Source organism: Priestia sp. TRM10 (assembly GCF_057808375.1).
The window spans coordinates 137,144-154,353 of record NZ_JBJZOT010000007.1 but is presented as its reverse complement, the minus strand read 5'-3'; the positions used below and the strand labels follow the sequence as shown (position 1 = coordinate 154,353).

The window sequence follows — 17,210 nt, the reverse complement described above, 5'->3', positions numbered from 1 at the left end:
ACTCTTTCTATCCTTAAACAAAAAAGCAGCACACTTTAAAGTGTGCTGCTTGAAATTCTTTTTAGCCAAGAATAAGCTGTAACAAAGCTTTTTGAACGTGCATTCTATTTCCAGCTTGCTGAAAAACATAAGAATTTTCTCCATCAATTACTGAAGCTGTTACTTCTTCTTCACGATGTGCAGGAAGACAATGAAGGAACAAGTAATCATCTTTAGCATGCTTCACAAGCTCATCGTTTACTTGATAGTTTGAAAAAGCTTTCAAACGAATATCATTTTCAGCTTCTTGCCCCATACTTGTCCATACATCTGTGTAAACTGCATCTGAATCTTGGACAGCTTCAACAGGATTTTCTACAATAGTGATGTTTGCGCCTTGTTGTTCAGCAATTTTTCGTGCTTCGTTTACAATCCATTCTTTAGGCTCATAGCCTTTCGGACAAGCAATTGAAAAATGAGCCCCTACTTTGGCACATGCAATCATTAAAGAATGAGCTACGTTATTCCCATCCCCAATATAAGCTACTTTTAACCCCTTCAATGTACCTTTTTCTTCATAAATCGTCATCAAATCAGCAAGAGCTTGGCATGGATGAAACTCGTCTGTAAGACCGTTAATCACAGGAATTGAACCGTACTTTGCAAGTTCTTCTACCTTGCTGTGTTCAAACGTTCTAATCATAATAGCATCAATGAATTCAGAGAGTACTTTAGCTGTATCGTGGATGCTTTCTCCTCTGCCAATTTGTAAATCTTGCCCATTTAGATAGAGCGCATTTCCACCAAGCTGCATCATTCCAGCTTCAAACGATACTCTTGTGCGTGTTGAAGACTTTTCAAAAATAAGACCAAGGGTTTGACCATTAAGAGATGTATTCAGCTTTCCTTCTTTACGCTCTTTTTTGAGCTCGATCCCTTTTTGTAAGACTGCTTCAATTTCTTCCTTTGACCAGTCAAGTAATGTTAATAAGCTTTTTCCTTTTACATTTACTTCGTTTGCTTGTAAAGAATTCATTATGCACCAACCTCTTCTCTCTCATTTTGCCATTCTTGAAGCGACTGCACTGTATAGTTTTGGTGACTATATCCTTGTAAAAAGACAAAGCACGTCTCTAACTCGTTCATAACAAACAAGCCATGTTTTAAAGCTTTTAGACGATTCTCTTTTCCTTCTGAAACATCTTTTAAGCTTAAAAATAATAGAGCAGACTCTCCTTTAGCCCAATCTTCTATAGCGCCTTCTGTTACAATCTTTACACCTGCTTCTTTCGCTTTTTGAGTAAGAAGCTCTGGAATATCACTGCTGTCTACATAAATTTCTGTACCCTTATCATGAGTCTCAAGATAGCTTTTAAACACTTTATATGCTGCTTCTTCTGTAGTAGCTGCGATAGCAACTCCTTCACCTGTTGACTTCATTTCAGGTCCAACATGCGGATCAACGCCAGAAATTTTCGTTGTCGAAAAGACAGGGAATTTTAACACTTTATATGGAATATCGGACAATAATCCTGTTTCTTCACAAAGATCCGTCAATAATTTCCCGAGCAATACATCTGTTGAAAGTGAGATAAGGGAAACACCTGTGACTTTACTTACAAGTGGTACTGTTCGACTTGCTCGTGGATTTACTTCCAATACATAAACAGTTCCATCTTGCACAATATACTGAATATTCATAATCCCCTTATAACCGACTTCTTTTGAAATTTTCTCTGCGTAATCTACAATGTATGCTTTTTCTTTTTCTGATAAACTTTGAGCTGGCAACCATGCATAGCTATCACCAGAGTGAACACCTGCTTTTTCAACATGTTCCACAATTGTTGGAATCACGACGTTTTCTCCATCACATACTGCATCAATTTCAACTTCTGTTGTTTTCAAATAACGATCGATTAAAATTGGATAATGTGTTGGATGAACTTTAGCCAGACACTTTTCAAGCTCTGCTTCATTATAGATTGTCATCATTCCTCTTCCGCCAATTACAAAAGATGGGCGAATCAGAACAGGGAATCCAATATGCTTTGCCTTGTGAACAAGCTCTGCTTCATTTGCCGCCATTTCCCCTTGAATATGTGGAATATCTAGTTTTTGAAGAAGCTTATAAAACTGGTCACGATCTTCGAGTGCATCAATCACTCCTTTACCAACACCAAGAATAGAAACGCCAGCTTCTGTTAACCCATCAACAAGTGAAATAGCTGTCTGACCACCATATTGAACGATAACATCCATCGTACCTTCTGCTTCTAGCACGTTTAATACATCTTCAACAGTCAATGGTTCAAAGTATAAGCGATCAGCAAGTTCAAAGTCTGTACTTACTGTCTCTGGGTTATTGTTAATTAAAATCGTTTCATATCCTGCTTTTTCAAGTGCCAATACCCCGTGAACAGAGCTATAGTCAAATTCAACTCCTTGACCAATACGGATAGGACCTGAACCAATGATAGCAATTTTTTTCTTTGAAGAAGGGATCGTTTCTGTTTCGCCAAAATAGCTTGAATAATAATAGGCTGTTTCAGAAGCAAACTCTGCTGCACACGTATCGACCATTTTGTAGCTTGGTATGATTCCTTTTTCCTTACGTTCTGCTCGCACGATAGATTCTGTTGTATCCCACACGTGGGCAAGCATTGCATCTGAAAATCCTTTTTCTTTTGCAAGTTTAAACAAGTCTTCTTCAACTTTTTCCAGTGTTGTTTCTGTAAGCTGTTTCTCCAGCTGAACAAGATGGTGGAAGTGATCAATGAAAAACAAATCTATTTTTGTTAATTCATGAATTCTCTTGCCATCAAAACCGCGACGTAATAGTTCAATAATCCCAAATAGGCGCTCATCTGTTTGAGCTAAGATAAGCTCAACAAGCTCGTCTTCACTTTTATTTGTGAGAGACGGGAGAACCATTCCATCGTTATCCATTTCGAGTGAGTAAAGGGCCTTTTGGAAGCTTCGCTCAAAATTGCGGTCAATTGCCATTACTTCTCCTGTTGCTTTCATTTGTGTTCCAAGTGAACGGTCTGCTTCCATAAATTTATCAAATGGAAAGCGAGGTATTTTTGTTACTACATAATCAAGAGCAGGTTCAAAGCTTGCATATGTTGTTCCTGTTACAGGATTTAAGATTTCATCTAAGCTGTAACCAACAGAAAGTTTTGCTGCAATTTTGGCAATTGGATATCCTGTTGCTTTTGAAGCAAGTGCTGAAGAGCGGCTCACCCTTGGGTTTACCTCAATGAGGTAGTACTGCTTGCTGTTTGGATCAAGCGCAAACTGAATATTGCAGCCTCCTACAATCCCAAGTGCCGAGATGATTTTAATTGATGCAGAACGAAGCATTTGATATTCAACATCTGTGAGCGTTTGAGACGGAGCAACAACAACAGAATCACCTGTATGAACTCCAACAGGATCAATATTTTCCATATTACAAACCGTAATACACGTATTTTTGTAATCACGCATAACCTCATATTCCACTTCTTTAAACCCTGCAATACTTTTCTCTATTAAACACTGCGAAATAGCACTTTCACGAAGTCCACTTTCTGTTAGTGTTTTGAGATCTTGAAGGGTATGAGCAATTCCGCCTCCTGTTCCTCCAAGCGTATAAGCTGGTCTTACAATGAGAGGAAAGTCAATTTTCTTAGAAAACGCCACTGCTTCTTCAACCGTTGTTACGATTTCACTTTCAGGAACAGGCTCATTTAACTCTTTCATCAGAGTACGGAATTTCTCACGACTCTCTCCTTTTTGAATAGATTCAATAGGCGTTCCAAGGAGGCGTACTCCGTACTTCTCTGGAATTCCTTGTTCATCAAGGTTCAGTGCTAAGTTTAGTCCTGTTTGTCCTCCGAGTGTAGCAAGAAGACCTTCTGGCTTTTCTTTTTCAATAATTTTCTCAACAGAGCTTACTGTTAAAGGCTCAAAATATACTTTATCTGCAATATGGTTATCGGTCATAATTGTAGCTGGATTGTTATTCAAAAGAATAACTCTGTATCCTTCTTCTTTTAGAGATAAGCAAGCTTGAGCCCCTGAATAATCAAATTCCGCTGCTTGCCCAATTACAATCGGACCAGAACCGATGACTAGTATTGTGGATAATGTTGTGTCTTTAGGCATATGCTTTCTCTCTCCCTGCTTCTTTCATAAGTGTTAAAAATTCATCAAAAATGTAGTTACTTTCACTTGGTCCTGGATGTGCTTCTGGATGATATTGTACAGAAATGACAGGTAACTCTTTATGTGCTAATCCTTCAACCGATTTGTCATTCACATTTTTAAAGCGAACTTGTAGTTCTGTATTTTCTAGACTTTGTTCATCAACAACATAGCTATGATTTTGAGATGTCATAACAACGCGCTTTGTTTTCAAATCAATTACAGGCTGATTTGCTCCACGATGACCAAATGCAAGTTTTTTAGTTAGTGCACCAAAAGTCAATCCGATAAGCTGATGACCCATACAAATGCCGAGGGTTGGATATGATGATACGATTTCTTTTAAGTGTGAAAGCTGTGGCTTCATTTGAACAGGATCTCCTGGTCCATTAGAAAGCACAACTCCATCTGGCTTGAGGGCTTCAATTTGCTCTTTTGTTGTATTGTACGGAGCAATCGTTACTTTGCAATCTTTCTCAAGAAGAGAATCCAAAATAGATTTTTTAAAACCAAAGTCCATCAACACGACGTGTCGCTTTCCTTCCCCGATTGTTTCGAACTGTTCAACAGATACAGCTTGAATTTGCTTTCCTTCTTTTAACGGGTTCACAACAGCTGCTTCTGTTGCAATCGTTGCTCCCATTGTTCCTTGTTTACGAATTCTCTTCACAACCGCTCTTGTATCAACATGTTTAATGAGTGGAATATCCCATTTTTTCAAATATTCCTCTAATGAGTAATTAGCTTCATAATGGTGTTTACTCGTTTTGCTTTCATATACAACAACAGCAGACACGTGAGGCTTCTTACTTTCAAAATCTTCTTTGTTGATTCCATAATTGCCAATAAGCGGATATGTGAACACAATAATTTGATCTTTGTAAGAAGGATCTGTTAATACTTCCTGATAGCCCGTCATTCCGGTGAAGAAGACAATTTCGCCTCCTACATTTTGCTTTGCTGATGTTTTAGCTAGCTCTCCAGTAAATGTTTCTCCGTTTTCTAAATGAAGATAGCCCTTCATAATGCACCTCTCACGAATAATTATTTCTTTTTAAGTATTTTTATACAATCTTATTCTAAAAAGAAGGTCTGATGTAAAGAACAATCAAACCTTTTACTCTTTTCATTACTGTATTACTGTCGTAGTCATCTCAGTAAATACTTTTTCTAGCTTTTCAATGGCTTCGTCTAGTTCTTCTTTTGTGACAGTTAGTGGTGGAAGAAGTCTTAAAACCTGTGGTCCTGCAGGTAGAACTAATAATCCACTTTCACGAAGCTTTGTTAAAAGCTCTCCTTGATTCACAGAAGTTTCAATTCCAATTAGAAACCCTTTTCCTCTCACTTCGCAAATTTCTTCAATATGTTGAAGCTTCTCAGCTAATTTTTCTGTAAAATAATCTACTTTTTTATTAACTTCTATTAAGAAACTCTCATCAAAAATCTCAGCCAAGACAGCTTTTGCAGCTGCCATTGCCAGTGGATTTCCCCCAAATGTTGTACCATGTGAACCAGCGGAAAAAGTATCACGGAGGAATCCTTTTCCAAGCATCGCCCCTACGGGAAACCCATTTCCAAGTCCTTTTGCAATTGTAATTACATCTGGTTCGATGTCATAATGCTGATAAGCAAATGGTTTTCCAGTTCTTCCGATACCTGTTTGCACTTCATCAACAATAAAAAGTGATCCGTTCTCTTTGCAAAGCTTTTGTACATTCTGTAAAAACTCAGCATTTGCAGCATGTACGCCTCCCTCTCCTTGAACAACTTCTAGCATAACAGCTGCAACATTCTCATTGATCTCACTTGCTAAAGCTTCGCTATCGTTATAAGGAAGGTAAACAAATTCTTGTAAAAGAGGGCCAAATCCTTCTTGAATTTTCCCTTGCCCTGTTGCACTCATTGTGGCAAATGTTCGACCGTGAAATGATTGCTTGAACGTAATCACTTTTGTTCGTCCAGTATACTTTCGTGCTAGCTTAATTGCAGCTTCATTTGCTTCTGCTCCACTGTTACAGAAAAAAGCAGCATCGCAGCAGCTATGCGCAACAAGCTGCTCTCCTACTTCCTCTTGAAGAGAAACCGGAAAAAGGTTGGAAACGTGCCAAACTTTTTCGAGTTGCTCTTCGATCGCTTTTTGCACAGAAGGTGGGCGATGGCCTAAGTTACAAACAGCAATTCCAGATATAAAGTCAAGATATGTTTTTCCATTTGTATCAGTTACTTTTGTTCCTTCTCCATGTGCAATTTCAAGCTCTAATCGATTATATGTTGGAAACAACGCGCTCATCATTACACTCCTTACTTTTTGTGTCATATTTTATAGATGTTCCGATTAATCCTTGCTCATTACAAAATGAAGATGTGCCACTTGCAATATAAACATTGTCTAATGATGATGACAAAGCACTTACAGCTGTTTTTACTTTCGGAATCATTCCTCCTGTAATCACTTGTTCATCGATAAGTCTTTCAACCTCTTTTACTGTTAACGTTTCTAGCAATTCTCCATCTTTTAAAACACCTTTTACATCTGTAATAAAAAGCAATCGCTCTGCTTTCAATCCTTTTGCAACAGCTCCTGCTGCAACATCTGCATTTATATTTAAAAGCTGACCATTCTCATCCATTCCGATTGATGAGATAACAGGAACATATCCCTGCTCTAGAAGACTATAAAGGAGGTTGCTCTCAACATGACTAACTTCTCCTACAAATCCTAGTTTTCCGTCTTGAATTTGCTGTGCCTGTAGAATAGCTCCATCGCATCCAGAAAGACCGACTGCTTTGATTTTATTTTTAAACAGTTTTGTAACAAACGTTTTATTCACTTTTCCTCCGAGAACCATTTGCACAACGTTAAGTACCTCGTCAGACGTTTTTCTAAGACCTTCTACAAATTCAGTTTGAATATTTAATCCGTTCAAAGTCTCGGCAATATCAGGTCCCCCACCATGAACAATTACAACATGATGATTTTGTTTTAGAACGCTAAGACTTTGAAAAAAATCGTCTGTTAGTTCATTAATGATGCTTCCTCCACATTTTATAACAACAACTGATTTTTCTTCACGTTCTGTAGCTAGCATTGATTTTGACATAGTCATACGTTAAGTCACACCCCCATGCTTTTCCAGTTTCTTCTCCATTATGGAGATTCACATGAATGACAACAGTAGAATTCTCAAGGTATTTTGTTGCTTCTTCCTCATCAAAAGGTTGTGGTGTACTGTTTTCGAGCATTGTAATTGGTCCAAGTGCAATATGAACAGTTTCAGGGTTAAGGTCTGCACCAGAATAGCCTATTGCACAAAGAACTCGGCCCCAGTTTGCATCAGATCCAAATACAGCTGACTTTACAAGATTTGAACCAATAACAGATTTCGCCACTTTGTTTGCATCTTCTTTTGTAGCTGCCCCTGTAACATTTACTTCAATCAGTTTTGTTGCTCCTTCTCCATCTTTAGCAATCTGACGAGCAAGATCTTCACAAACAAGCTGAAGTGCGTTATAGAATGTTGACCATTCTTTATGTTCTGTTGTTAATGCTTCATTCCCCGCCATACCATTTGCCATTACAAGGACCATATCGTTTGTTGACGTATCTCCATCAACTGTAATTTGATTAAAACTGTTGTCTGTAATCGAACGAAGAGCACCTTGTAGAGATTTACTATCAATGTTTGCATCTGTTGTTACAAAGCCAAGCATTGTAGCCATATTTGGATGAATCATACCTGATCCTTTTGCAGCTCCGCCGATTGTCACTGTTTGCCCATCAATTTCAAACTGATAACAAGACTTTTTCATTATTGTATCTGTTGTTAGAATAGCCGTTTGAAAATCTTCCGCTCCGTTTACTCCGTGATTTGTTGTAACATCAAGAATGCCGTTTCGCACCTTCTCCATCGGCAACATTTCTCCGATTACTCCTGTTGAAGCAACAGCTACATAGTGCTCTGGAACAGAAAGCTTATGTGCTGTAAGCTGTCTCATTTCATACGCGTCTTTCAATCCTTGTTCACCAGTACAAGCATTTGCATTAGCACTATTAACAATAATCGCTTGTAAAAGCTGTTCCTCTGCAATACTTTCTCTCGTTACTTTTAACGGAGCTGCTTGAAATACATTTTGTGTATATACAGCTGCGCAGCTTGCTGGTTTCTCACTTACAACAACTCCAACATCTTTCTTTGCGTGACGAAGTCCTGCATGAACACCTCCGGCTGAAAAGCCTTTTGGAGATAAAAGCGAGCCCTCTTCTAATTTATAAATCTTCTGTTCTACCTGAACTTGTAGCAATGTTTTCTCCTCCTTGAATCCTTCTATTCTATTACGGGTACATAGGTAGAAAGCCTAAACCTGTCTCTGCTTTTAGCCCCATTAAAATATTTGCATTTTCAATTGCTTGCCCTGCAGCTCCTTTTACAAGGTTGTCAATGACTGAAACAATTGTTACCCTATTTGTTCTTTCATCGTAATCAATTCCAATGTCACAATAGTTTGACCCACTTACTTCTTTCGTTGCTGGGAACTCACCTAGAGGACGAACTCTTACAAACGTTGAACCTTCATATGCTTTTTTATACACCTCATAAAGCTCTTCACGAGTCATAGCGTCTTTTACCGTTGCATATATTGTCGACATAATTCCTCTTGTCATCGGGACAAGGTGCGGATTGAATGTGACGTGTCCAATATTGTCATCAAATCTGTGCAATGTTTGTTCAATCTCTGGAATATGCTGATGTTTATTCACTTTATATATTTTCATATTTTCATTAATTTCTGCGTAGTGAGCTGTTCGTGATAGCGAACGACCTGCTCCTGAAAGACCCGACTTTGCATCAATAATAATGGAATGAGGCTGGATTATTCGCTCTTTTACAACCGGAATGAGACCTAAAAGCGTTGCAGTTGGATAACACCCAGGGTTAGAAATAAAAGTACTCTCTTTCACTTTTTCTGAAAACCACTCTACAAGTCCATATGTCGCTTCATCTATGTATTTCTTAGGACCTGGTGTTTTCCCATACCACTTTTCATACATGCCTTCTTCTTTCAATCGAAAATCTCCTGATAAATCTACGACTCTGTTTCCGGCTTCGATAAGCTGTGGTACGAGCGTTGTTGAGATTCCTGATGGAGTAGCTGTAAATACAAGATCAACGCTTTTTGCCATCTCTTCGGGATCAATTTTTTCAAGCAACCAATTATAGTGGGCAAGATGAGGGTATTCCTCTCGAACTTCTTTTTGTTCTTTTGAAGAAGAGTAAACAGCTTCTACTTGAAACACAGGGTGTCCTTCAAGTAAACGAATTAACTCAACGCCTCCATATCCTGTAGCACCAACAATGCCAACTTTCACTTTTTTCTGGTTTTCTTGAATTTCGCTATCCATTCTATATATGCTCCTTTGTTCGCATGCTCTGTTTCCTCTAAATTTATGTTAAAGAATAGAACACTTAGTTGAATTAATTGTTATTATAACTTTGCATAAAAATAAAGTCAATTGTATATTTTATTCATTTCGGAATACTTTTTCTTTTCATAATTCGTCTTAATACTAGAATCTTAACTCATTTTTATTTAAAACCCTTTCACCTCCATGTATTTATATACCATCATCATTCAAAAAAGATAGCAAAAATTAAAATCACAAAAACAAAAAAGTCCATATTTTTAGAATTTTCGTTATCTTTTTATTCCTTCAACGTTCTATATACCAATTTTTAATATATGTTAAACCCCCTTTTTTCAGCACCTTGTTATTCTGAATGATTTAAACGTCATAAAAAAAGCGTGCCAAGCAAGTCTGGCACGTTTTGATTAATTCGTATCTTTAGTTAATAAAACATCTACTTTCTGACCCTTTTGAAATCCTTTTGTTCCTCCTGGAAGAATTGTTAAACCATTTGTAAAGGCAAGTGAAGATACAACATTCGATTTATCAAGACGAGCGGGATTTACAACAAATCCTTCTTTTGTGTATTCGATGCTTGTTCTCACAAAGCGAGTAAAAGGATTCGCCTTTAAAAAATCACTTCCAAGCGTTGCCTTAACAACACTGTGGTGAGGTTTTTTACTATGAAGAAACGATTTGATGATTGGATATGTAAAAAGCTCAAACCCAACGTAGCAAGCAGAAGGATTTCCAGATAAGCCAAAAAGAATCTTACCATCAAGCTCAGCAACTGTTGTGACACTTCCTGGTCTCATGCCTACTTTGTTAAAGAGTACAGTTGCACCTAGTTTTTCATAAATAGCTGGTAGATAGTCAAAATCGCCTACAGATACGCCCCCTGTTGTAATAAGAAAATCAACGGAGCTTATTACTTCTTCTACTGCCCTATAGCATTTTTCGAAATCATCTTCCAATATTCCTAAATCTATTGCTATCCCCCCGCTTTGTTCAATCTGAGCACATACCATTGGCGCATTGCTGTTTCGTATTTTTCCTGGTTCTAAATCCTGATCTACGCTCAAAAGTTCTGTCCCTGTTGCAAACACTCCAACTCTTGGTTTTTGAACAACTTGCACTCGGGAATAACCAAACGTTGCTAAAAGAGCTACAGTGCCTGGATTAATCTTTGTTCCTTTTTCAACAAGCACTTCTCCCCTTTGTACATCTTCTCCTTTAAATGAAATATTATCTCCAGCTTCAAATGATCGTTTGATAGACATAAACGTTTGTTGTTCTTCCACATACGAATGAGTCAATTCAAGCATAACAACTGCATCTGCTCCCTCCGGCATTTGAGCTCCTGTCATAATGCGAACAGCATGAAATGGCTGAAGGGGAGCTGAAGCGACCTTTCCAGCTCCAATTGTTTCTACTACTTTAAATGAAACAGGATTTTCTCTTGTCGCATATTTACTATCTTCTGCACGGATTGCAAAGCCGTCGTACGGTGAGCGATCAAATGGTGGAACAGGATGTGTAGCAATGATGCTCTCTCCCAAATATCTTCCACATGCTTCGTTCAACAATACTTCCTCAACTTCTCCATGTTTTATATACTCCATCACTTTATGTACAGCTTCTTCAACTTTTACTGGTGTTCTTCTCTCAATCATTAATAAACTCCCCCAATTTGTATAGAAAAAAATCCCACTAGTGTGTTAAACACCTAATGGGATTTCTTTTATTGTACGCCAAGCGCGATTTTTGCATAGCGAGTCATACGATCTTTTGACCACGGTGGATCGAAGACAATATTTACTTCAACGTCTTCTACTCCTTCGACAGCCCCAAGAGCTGTTTTTACTTGGTCTGAAAGCATACCTGCAAGTGGGCAGCCAATAGAGGTTAATGTCATTGTAACAAATACTGTACCTTTATCTTCTTCAACTCCATAAACTAAACCTAAGTTCACAATATCAACACCTAACTCAGGATCAATTACGTTCTCAAGAGCTTCCATGATGACTTCTTCACGTTTTGCTTCCATTTTTTCTACCTCCTTAAAGTTCGCCTTTTACGGTCTTACTTTTTAGGCTTTTTATGTCCCCATTATAACGACAAATGAAGTCTATTGAAACCAATTACGCTCACAACAATTGAAAAAGCGTTAAATCCTTACTAAAACGTTCATTTCGCCCACTGTTCTACATATACTTGTGTTACAGTAAAAAAGACAAGCTTTATAAGAAAGGAGCTCTTATGCCAGAAAAACATTTGATTGCTTTAGACCTTGATGGAACATTACTAACAGATAAAAAAGAAATTACACCCTATACAAAAAGAGTCATTGCAAGCGCTAGGGAGCAAGGCCATATTGTAATGATTGCTACAGGACGTCCTTATCGTTCAAGCACGATGTATTACAAGGAATTAGACTTAACCACTCCTATCGTGAACTTTAATGGAGCACTTGTTCATCATCCACAAGATGGGACTTTTGGAACGTATCATAGCCCAATGAACCACAAAACAATTCACGAAATTGTAGAAGCAATGGAACAGTACGAAGTTACTAATATTTTAGCTGAAGTTATGGACGATATGTACGTTCATTATGATGATAGACAATTAACAGATGTACTTGCACTTGGACACCCTAAAGTGACAAGAGGCGACTTACGAAAGTTTCTCCGAGAAGATCCAACCTCTATTCTTATCCATGCAAATCAATCACAAGTAGATGATATTCGTTCACATCTTTCAGATGTTCATGCAGAAGTTATTGAGCATAGACGATGGGGAGCTCCTTTCCACATCATAGAAATTGTTAAGAAAGGAATCAATAAAGCTGTTGGCTTAAAAAGGGTTTCCGAACATTATAACATTCCTACACAGCATATTATTGCCTTTGGTGACGAAGATAATGACTTCGAAATGATAAAATTTGCAGGAGTTGGCGTTGCAATGGGAAATGCTATTCCCTCATTAAAAGAAATAGCTAACACTTCCACTTTAACAAATGAGGAAGAAGGCATTGCTCATTTCTTGATTGACCATTTAAAACTATAGTAGGCAAATTTTTTCCGTTATATTTTTCTCTCCCAAGCAAACAATAGAACTGACCCCAACCAATGTTGGGTCACTTGCGGGTATACTTTTAAGGGGGAATGAAGAATGGGCAGAAGCAACAAATCAAAACGTTTTGTAAAACAAGGTGCAGACGCAGTAAGTAAACATGCTGAACGTATTCCTTATCACTTAACGCTAGAACAAGCTGAACAAGCGCGTGCTCATTCCTCTTCAACAGGAGGACAACTGTAATGGAAAAGTCATTTTTAAGAAGTCTTATGGAAAGATTTATGCAACGTTCACGTTCTGCAGATGGTAAAAAAGCTCAACAGCCAACACGCCGTCCTTCACAAGAAAGTATTGAGATGGCTGAAGAAATTCTCGGTCATCCGCACAAAGGTATTGATAATGTGGAGAAGAGCCATTTAAGTAACTTGCAGAAAAACTTCTCAGGGTCTCATTCTCAAAGCTCACGAGGCCATAACGGGCAATATGATATAACAAGTGAAACAGTCAATAAAGCTAAAGAAGGCGCTTCAAGTGTAGAACAAAAGCATTTAGACACTTTCTCACAGCAGTCATTACATGGAAGCAGTATGAAGAGTAATCAAAACTACAGTGAAGAAATTGCGAGTGAGACTGTTTCAGGAGCAATGCAAAAGGCAAATGGTCAAGAAAAACAGGAGTTAGAAAATTTCTCTCGTCAGCTAAAAGATTTAAACAACAAAAAATAAAGATAAAAAAGCTGAGGTCATAAGACACATGACCTCAGCTTTTTTAATTATCTCTTCTAAAAAAACCAAAAACCCCTGCTGTTTCAATAATATTTGTAAATGCTTCGGGATCGACCTCTTCAATGATTTTTTCTAAGTCATAAAGTTCATACCGTGTAATAACCATAATCATCATCTCTTTTTCTTTATTTGTAAAAGCTCCTCTAGCAGGAATGGTTGTAATACCCCGCACCATCTTGGCATAGATAGCTTTTTTCAGGTCCTCTGTTTTGGTCGTAATAATCATAGCTGTTAATTTTTCGTGTCTTGTATGAATGGCATCAATAACCCTTGTTGAAACATATAGCGTTACTAACGTATAAAGAGCCTTTTCCCAACCAAATAAAAGTCCAGCAGTTAAAATGATAATAGCATTCAAAATGAAAAAGTACGTGCCAATTGGTCTGTCTTTCATGCGAGATAAAATCATTGCAACAATATCAAGTCCTCCTGTAGATGCTCCCCACTTTAACGTAATTCCCATCCCAACTGCTGCAATGACTCCACCAAACACAGCGTTTAGTAAAAGATCTTCTGAAACATTTAAGATAGGTACAATAGCAAGAAAGAATGTTGATCCTATAACGCTTATAAAACTGTATAAAGTAAATGACTTACCTACTTTTAACCACCCTAAGATAGCTACAGGTATGTTCAACAGTAATAAAAGAGTTCCTGTAGAAATATTAAATGCTGTAAATTCTGTTAAAATACTTGAAATAAGCTGAGCTGCCCCTGTAAAGCCACTTGCATACACATTAGCAGGAATTAGAAATAAATTTAACGAACATGCATTTAACAATGCTCCAATCAGTACAATGATAAGGCGCTGGATTTCAATCAGCATCATAAGATTCCTCTCTTTCAGCAGCAAAGTGATTTTTATGTCTTAATATCTAGTTAGAAAGATTTTTTCACAATAAACAAGACTTTAGAAGCATTCCCTTTGTATCATTTATTGCGTAAAGACCTATGGATACTTTTCCATTTAATCTTTATAATAGAAATTCAAACAACACTTACTTTTATCGTAAAATAGAAACTTTTTATCTTAACTTTAGGAAGGTGAAATAATGGCTATCCAGCTTATTACAGATAGCGGGGCTGACTTATCTCAACAGACTTTATCTCAATATAATATAACCTCAATCCCACTCCGCGTTCATATTAACGGAGTGGACTATGAAGATTCTCAATCGCTCTATCCAGAAGAGCTTTATGAACATATTCGACTTGGTGATGAAGCGAAAACATCACAACCATCGCCAACAAGGCTTTATGAAATATTAGAACCTCTTGCTAAAAAAGGCGATCCTATGCTTTATATTGCTTTTTCATCAGCACTTTCAGGTACATACCAAACCGCACTCAGCGTGCGTGAGGAACTTTTAACTACATATCCAAACGTTGAATTTGAAATTATTGACTCCAAATGTGCATCCCTTGGTCAAGGTCTTGCTGTTTATTATACCGCTCAACAAATTTTACAATCCAAATCCTTTGAAGAAGTTATTGAACAAGCAAAATTTTATTGCAAAAATATTGAACATATCTTTACAGTTGATGATCTTGCCTTACTAGCTAAAGGAGGGCGCGTTAGTAAAACAGCCGCTTTTGTAGGCGGATTGCTAAATATTAAGCCTCTTCTTCATGTTGAAGACGGAAAACTTATTCCTCTTGAAAAAATTCGCGGTCGAAAAAAGGTTTTTCGACGCATGGTTGAACATATGAAACATCGTGCCCCTACCTTATCAAATCAAATAATTGCGATTAGTCATGGTGACGATGAGCACGCTGCAATTGAACTAAAAGAAATGATTGTACAAGAATTTGGTCCTCAATCTTTTATGATTGAAATTATCGGGGCTGTAATTGGTTCTCATGCTGGTCCAGGTGCTCTTGCTCTTTTCTTTGTAAATGAAGCGAAAGCAACGGATAAAAAAAAACATCCTGAGTTATCCTAATACCTGTAGTACTACTATAGAAATGCTTTAAGAATGAAAGGAGCTGTTTTCATTGTCTAAAACAAGTGATAACGATAAAAAAGCAAGAGACCATAATGCTGAGCTTCACGAAAAAAACCTTCTCCGTGAGCGTAATCGCAAGCTTGGAAAACATGCAGAATCAAAGAAACCTGACCACCTTTAAGACTCGTTTCTGTTTTCCATAAAATAGAATTATTATAGCTTTTTATAACGAATTTAAGGGTATTCTTTCAACAAGATGAATCCTAAACCTAAAAAACTTTGCTTTTAGAAGCAAAGTTTTTTAGGTTTAGGATTGTCTCTATCCTTTATTTTTTCTATAATAAACCCAATTAGACTTGCTCAAAAAGCAAAAAAGATGGTGGAGGTTATTATGGCTAAAGAAAATTCTTTTGATGTGGTATCACAAGTAGATTTGAGTGAAGTAACAAATGCAATCAACATTGCGCTAAAAGAAATTAAAAATCGCTATGACTTTAAAGGCAGCAAAAGCGATATCTCGCTTGATGGAGAGGAACTTATCTTAATTTCAGACGATGATTTTAAACTTGATCAGCTAAAAGACGTGCTAATTACTAAGCTAATTAAACGAAATGTCCCAACTCGAAATATCTCTTATGGCAAAGTTGAAAATGCCTCAGGAGGAACAGTTCGTCAGCGCGCAACACTTGTCCAAGGCATTGATAAAGATAATGCTAAAAAGATTAATACAATTGTAAAAAATTCAAAGCTTAAAATAAAAAGTCAAGTACAAGATGATCAAGTACGCATTAGCGGGAAAAGTCGTGATGATCTTCAACAAATTATGAACGCTATTCGTGAAGCTGATTTACCTATCGATGTTCAATTTATCAACTTTCGTTAAGAGTCCTTTTAAGGGCTCTTTTTTGTATAGCTAGGAAAAAACAAGCTCAAACTAAAGTAAAACTTACAAGGAGCCCTGTCATGACGAATGAAAAAAAGACTTTTCCCCCTCAGCACCAGCATCATCAACCAGGTATTGAAAATGAAATGAATCCACTTCCTGTTTCCATTGATCCAAACTATAAACCCTCTGATAAATTAGCCGGAAAAGTTGCAGTTATTACCGGTGGAGATAGTGGAATCGGTCGAGCTGTTTCTTATCATTATGCTTTAGAAGGAGCTAAAGTTGTTATTGTATATTTAAGTGAAACAGAAGATGGAGAGGAAACGAAGAAAAGAATTGAAGAAATGAACGGCGATTGTTTACTTCTTCAAGGAGATGTTGGGGACGAATCATTTTGTAAAACTGTTATAGATGAGACAACGAAAAAGTATGGAAAAATCGATATTCTTGTTAATAATGCAGCTGAACAGCATCCACAAAAAAGTTTGCTTGACATTACAAAAGAACAGCTTCATAGAACATTCACAACAAACATTTTTTCTTTTTTCTATCTAACAAAAGAAGCTCTCCCACATTTAAAAAAAGGCAGCACTATTATTAACACAGCTTCTGTTACAGCCTACAAGGGACACGAAACCCTTATTGACTATTCTTCAACAAAGGGAGCTATCGTTTCGTTTACTCGTTCTTTAGCTGCTTCTCTTGTTGGACAAGGAATACGGGTAAATGGCGTTGCTCCAGGCCCTATTTGGACCCCTCTTATTCCCTCTACCTTTGATAGCAAGCAAGTTGAAACATTTGGCTCTAACACTCCAATGGAACGAGCTGGTCAGCCATCTGAGGTTGCTCCAAGCTATGTCTTTCTTGCGAGTGACAGCTCTTCTTATATGACAGGTCAAATGCTACATGTAAATGGTGGAACTCCTGTAAATGGGTAATGA

The 17,210-nt window shown here is 37.4% G+C and carries 17 protein-coding genes; 7 read left to right on the top strand and 10 right to left on the bottom strand.

The annotated features are described in order from the left end of the window. Positions 1 to 61: 61 nt before the first annotated feature. From argF to ACK3CR_RS05885, 9 genes are all read right to left on the bottom strand, one after another. Positions 62 to 1,015 (bottom strand): ornithine carbamoyltransferase, encoded by a 954-nt coding sequence (argF, locus tag ACK3CR_RS05925; RefSeq protein ID WP_243514473.1) that lies wholly within the window; start codon positions 1,013 to 1,015, stop codon positions 62 to 64. Then, entirely contained in the window at positions 1,015 to 4,131 is a 3,117-nt protein-coding gene (carB, locus tag ACK3CR_RS05920; protein ID WP_488975048.1) for a carbamoyl-phosphate synthase (glutamine-hydrolyzing) large subunit, read from the bottom strand. The genes argF and carB overlap by 1 nt, the downstream gene beginning before the upstream one ends. After that, the gene (locus ACK3CR_RS05915; RefSeq protein WP_243514478.1) at positions 4,124 to 5,194 is read right to left on the bottom strand and encodes a carbamoyl phosphate synthase small subunit; all 1,071 of its coding nucleotides are present in this window, start codon (positions 5,192 to 5,194) and stop codon (positions 4,124 to 4,126) included. The genes carB and ACK3CR_RS05915 overlap by 8 nt, the downstream gene beginning before the upstream one ends. 105 nt (positions 5,195 to 5,299) lie before the next feature. Beyond that, positions 5,300 to 6,460 (bottom strand): acetylornithine transaminase, encoded by a 1,161-nt coding sequence (argD, locus tag ACK3CR_RS05910; RefSeq protein WP_488975046.1) that lies wholly within the window; start codon positions 6,458 to 6,460, stop codon positions 5,300 to 5,302. Beyond that, positions 6,435 to 7,277, bottom strand: coding sequence for an acetylglutamate kinase (gene argB / locus ACK3CR_RS05905; protein WP_243514484.1), 843 nt, complete (start codon positions 7,275 to 7,277; stop codon positions 6,435 to 6,437). Before argB ends, argD begins: the two co-directional genes overlap by 26 nt. Then, positions 7,240 to 8,472 carry a bifunctional ornithine acetyltransferase/N-acetylglutamate synthase gene (argJ, locus tag ACK3CR_RS05900; protein WP_488975045.1) on the bottom strand — a complete coding sequence of 411 codons (1,233 nt, stop codon included), beginning with the start codon at positions 8,470 to 8,472 and terminating at the stop codon, positions 7,240 to 7,242. Before argJ ends, argB begins: the two co-directional genes overlap by 38 nt. A gap of 31 nt (positions 8,473 to 8,503) precedes the next feature. Beyond that, positions 8,504 to 9,571: an N-acetyl-gamma-glutamyl-phosphate reductase gene (gene argC, locus ACK3CR_RS05895; protein WP_488975044.1), complete on the bottom strand. Its 1,068-nt coding sequence runs from the start codon at positions 9,569 to 9,571 to the stop codon at positions 8,504 to 8,506. A 428-nt stretch (positions 9,572 to 9,999) separates the two neighbouring features. Further along, positions 10,000 to 11,247 (bottom strand): molybdopterin molybdotransferase MoeA, encoded by a 1,248-nt coding sequence (locus ACK3CR_RS05890; RefSeq protein WP_328123115.1) that lies wholly within the window; start codon positions 11,245 to 11,247, stop codon positions 10,000 to 10,002. Positions 11,248 to 11,315: 68 nt separating this feature from the next. Continuing rightward, positions 11,316 to 11,621, bottom strand: a complete 306-nt coding sequence (locus tag ACK3CR_RS05885; protein ID WP_019393860.1) for a metal-sulfur cluster assembly factor — start codon at positions 11,619 to 11,621, stop codon at positions 11,316 to 11,318. Positions 11,622 to 11,833: 212 nt separating this feature from the next. Between ACK3CR_RS05885 and ACK3CR_RS05880 the strand changes: the two genes are divergently transcribed. The 3 genes from ACK3CR_RS05880 to ACK3CR_RS05870 all read left to right on the top strand — a co-directional run bounded on the left by ACK3CR_RS05880 (position 11,834) and on the right by ACK3CR_RS05870 (position 13,377). Then, positions 11,834 to 12,643, top strand: a complete 810-nt coding sequence (locus ACK3CR_RS05880) for a Cof-type HAD-IIB family hydrolase (RefSeq protein WP_268582327.1) — start codon at positions 11,834 to 11,836, stop codon at positions 12,641 to 12,643. Between the two features lie 105 nt (positions 12,644 to 12,748). Continuing rightward, the gene (locus ACK3CR_RS05875; protein WP_019393862.1) at positions 12,749 to 12,895 is read left to right on the top strand and encodes a hypothetical protein; all 147 of its coding nucleotides are present in this window, start codon (positions 12,749 to 12,751) and stop codon (positions 12,893 to 12,895) included. After that, on the top strand, positions 12,895 to 13,377 hold the full coding sequence (locus ACK3CR_RS05870) for a hypothetical protein (protein ID WP_488975043.1): 483 nt from the start codon (positions 12,895 to 12,897) through the stop codon (positions 13,375 to 13,377). Before ACK3CR_RS05875 ends, ACK3CR_RS05870 begins: the two co-directional genes overlap by 1 nt. A gap of 43 nt (positions 13,378 to 13,420) precedes the next feature. Here ACK3CR_RS05870 and ACK3CR_RS05865 read toward each other — a convergent pair whose 3' ends face one another. After that, positions 13,421 to 14,266: a YitT family protein gene (locus tag ACK3CR_RS05865; RefSeq protein ID WP_328123121.1), complete on the bottom strand. Its 846-nt coding sequence runs from the start codon at positions 14,264 to 14,266 to the stop codon at positions 13,421 to 13,423. A gap of 223 nt (positions 14,267 to 14,489) precedes the next feature. Between ACK3CR_RS05865 and ACK3CR_RS05860 the strand changes: the two genes are divergently transcribed. The 4 genes from ACK3CR_RS05860 to ACK3CR_RS05845 all read left to right on the top strand — a co-directional run bounded on the left by ACK3CR_RS05860 (position 14,490) and on the right by ACK3CR_RS05845 (position 17,207). Further along, on the top strand, positions 14,490 to 15,380 hold the full coding sequence (locus tag ACK3CR_RS05860; RefSeq protein ID WP_488975042.1) for a DegV family protein: 891 nt from the start codon (positions 14,490 to 14,492) through the stop codon (positions 15,378 to 15,380). Positions 15,381 to 15,432: 52 nt separating this feature from the next. Further along, positions 15,433 to 15,564 carry a DUF3941 domain-containing protein gene (locus tag ACK3CR_RS05855; RefSeq protein ID WP_019393866.1) on the top strand — a complete coding sequence of 44 codons (132 nt, stop codon included), beginning with the start codon at positions 15,433 to 15,435 and terminating at the stop codon, positions 15,562 to 15,564. A gap of 210 nt (positions 15,565 to 15,774) precedes the next feature. Further along, the gene (locus tag ACK3CR_RS05850; protein WP_243514525.1) at positions 15,775 to 16,266 is read left to right on the top strand and encodes a YajQ family cyclic di-GMP-binding protein; all 492 of its coding nucleotides are present in this window, start codon (positions 15,775 to 15,777) and stop codon (positions 16,264 to 16,266) included. Positions 16,267 to 16,346: 80 nt separating this feature from the next. Further along, on the top strand, positions 16,347 to 17,207 hold the full coding sequence (locus tag ACK3CR_RS05845) for an SDR family oxidoreductase (RefSeq protein WP_430239678.1): 861 nt from the start codon (positions 16,347 to 16,349) through the stop codon (positions 17,205 to 17,207). Positions 17,208 to 17,210 lie beyond the last annotated feature (3 nt).

What these genes read in the sequence shown, in the direction of transcription:
- ACK3CR_RS05850 (WP_243514525.1), top strand. Translation starts at nt 15,775, where the DNA reads ATGGCTAAAGAAAATTCTTTTGATGTGGTATCACAAGTAGATTTGAGT.
- ACK3CR_RS05875 (WP_019393862.1), top strand. Translation starts at nt 12,749, where the DNA reads ATGGGCAGAAGCAACAAATCAAAACGTTTTGTAAAACAAGGTGCAGAC.
- ACK3CR_RS05870 (WP_488975043.1), top strand. Translation starts at nt 12,895, where the DNA reads ATGGAAAAGTCATTTTTAAGAAGTCTTATGGAAAGATTTATGCAACGT.
- ACK3CR_RS05845 (WP_430239678.1), top strand. Translation starts at nt 16,347, where the DNA reads ATGACGAATGAAAAAAAGACTTTTCCCCCTCAGCACCAGCATCATCAA.
- argC (WP_488975044.1), bottom strand. Translation starts at nt 9,571, where the DNA reads ATGGATAGCGAAATTCAAGAAAACCAGAAAAAAGTGAAAGTTGGCATT.
- ACK3CR_RS05885 (WP_019393860.1), bottom strand. Translation starts at nt 11,621, where the DNA reads ATGGAAGCAAAACGTGAAGAAGTCATCATGGAAGCTCTTGAGAACGTA.
- ACK3CR_RS05860 (WP_488975042.1), top strand. Translation starts at nt 14,490, where the DNA reads ATGGCTATCCAGCTTATTACAGATAGCGGGGCTGACTTATCTCAACAG.
- ACK3CR_RS05915 (WP_243514478.1), bottom strand. Translation starts at nt 5,194, where the DNA reads ATGAAGGGCTATCTTCATTTAGAAAACGGAGAAACATTTACTGGAGAG.
- ACK3CR_RS05865 (WP_328123121.1), bottom strand. Translation starts at nt 14,266, where the DNA reads ATGATGCTGATTGAAATCCAGCGCCTTATCATTGTACTGATTGGAGCA.
- argF (WP_243514473.1), bottom strand. Translation starts at nt 1,015, where the DNA reads ATGAATTCTTTACAAGCAAACGAAGTAAATGTAAAAGGAAAAAGCTTA.
- argD (WP_488975046.1), bottom strand. Translation starts at nt 6,460, where the DNA reads ATGAGCGCGTTGTTTCCAACATATAATCGATTAGAGCTTGAAATTGCA.
- ACK3CR_RS05880 (WP_268582327.1), top strand. Translation starts at nt 11,834, where the DNA reads ATGCCAGAAAAACATTTGATTGCTTTAGACCTTGATGGAACATTACTA.
- argB (WP_243514484.1), bottom strand. Translation starts at nt 7,277, where the DNA reads ATGACTATGTCAAAATCAATGCTAGCTACAGAACGTGAAGAAAAATCA.
- ACK3CR_RS05890 (WP_328123115.1), bottom strand. Translation starts at nt 11,247, where the DNA reads ATGATTGAGAGAAGAACACCAGTAAAAGTTGAAGAAGCTGTACATAAA.
- carB (WP_488975048.1), bottom strand. Translation starts at nt 4,131, where the DNA reads ATGCCTAAAGACACAACATTATCCACAATACTAGTCATCGGTTCTGGT.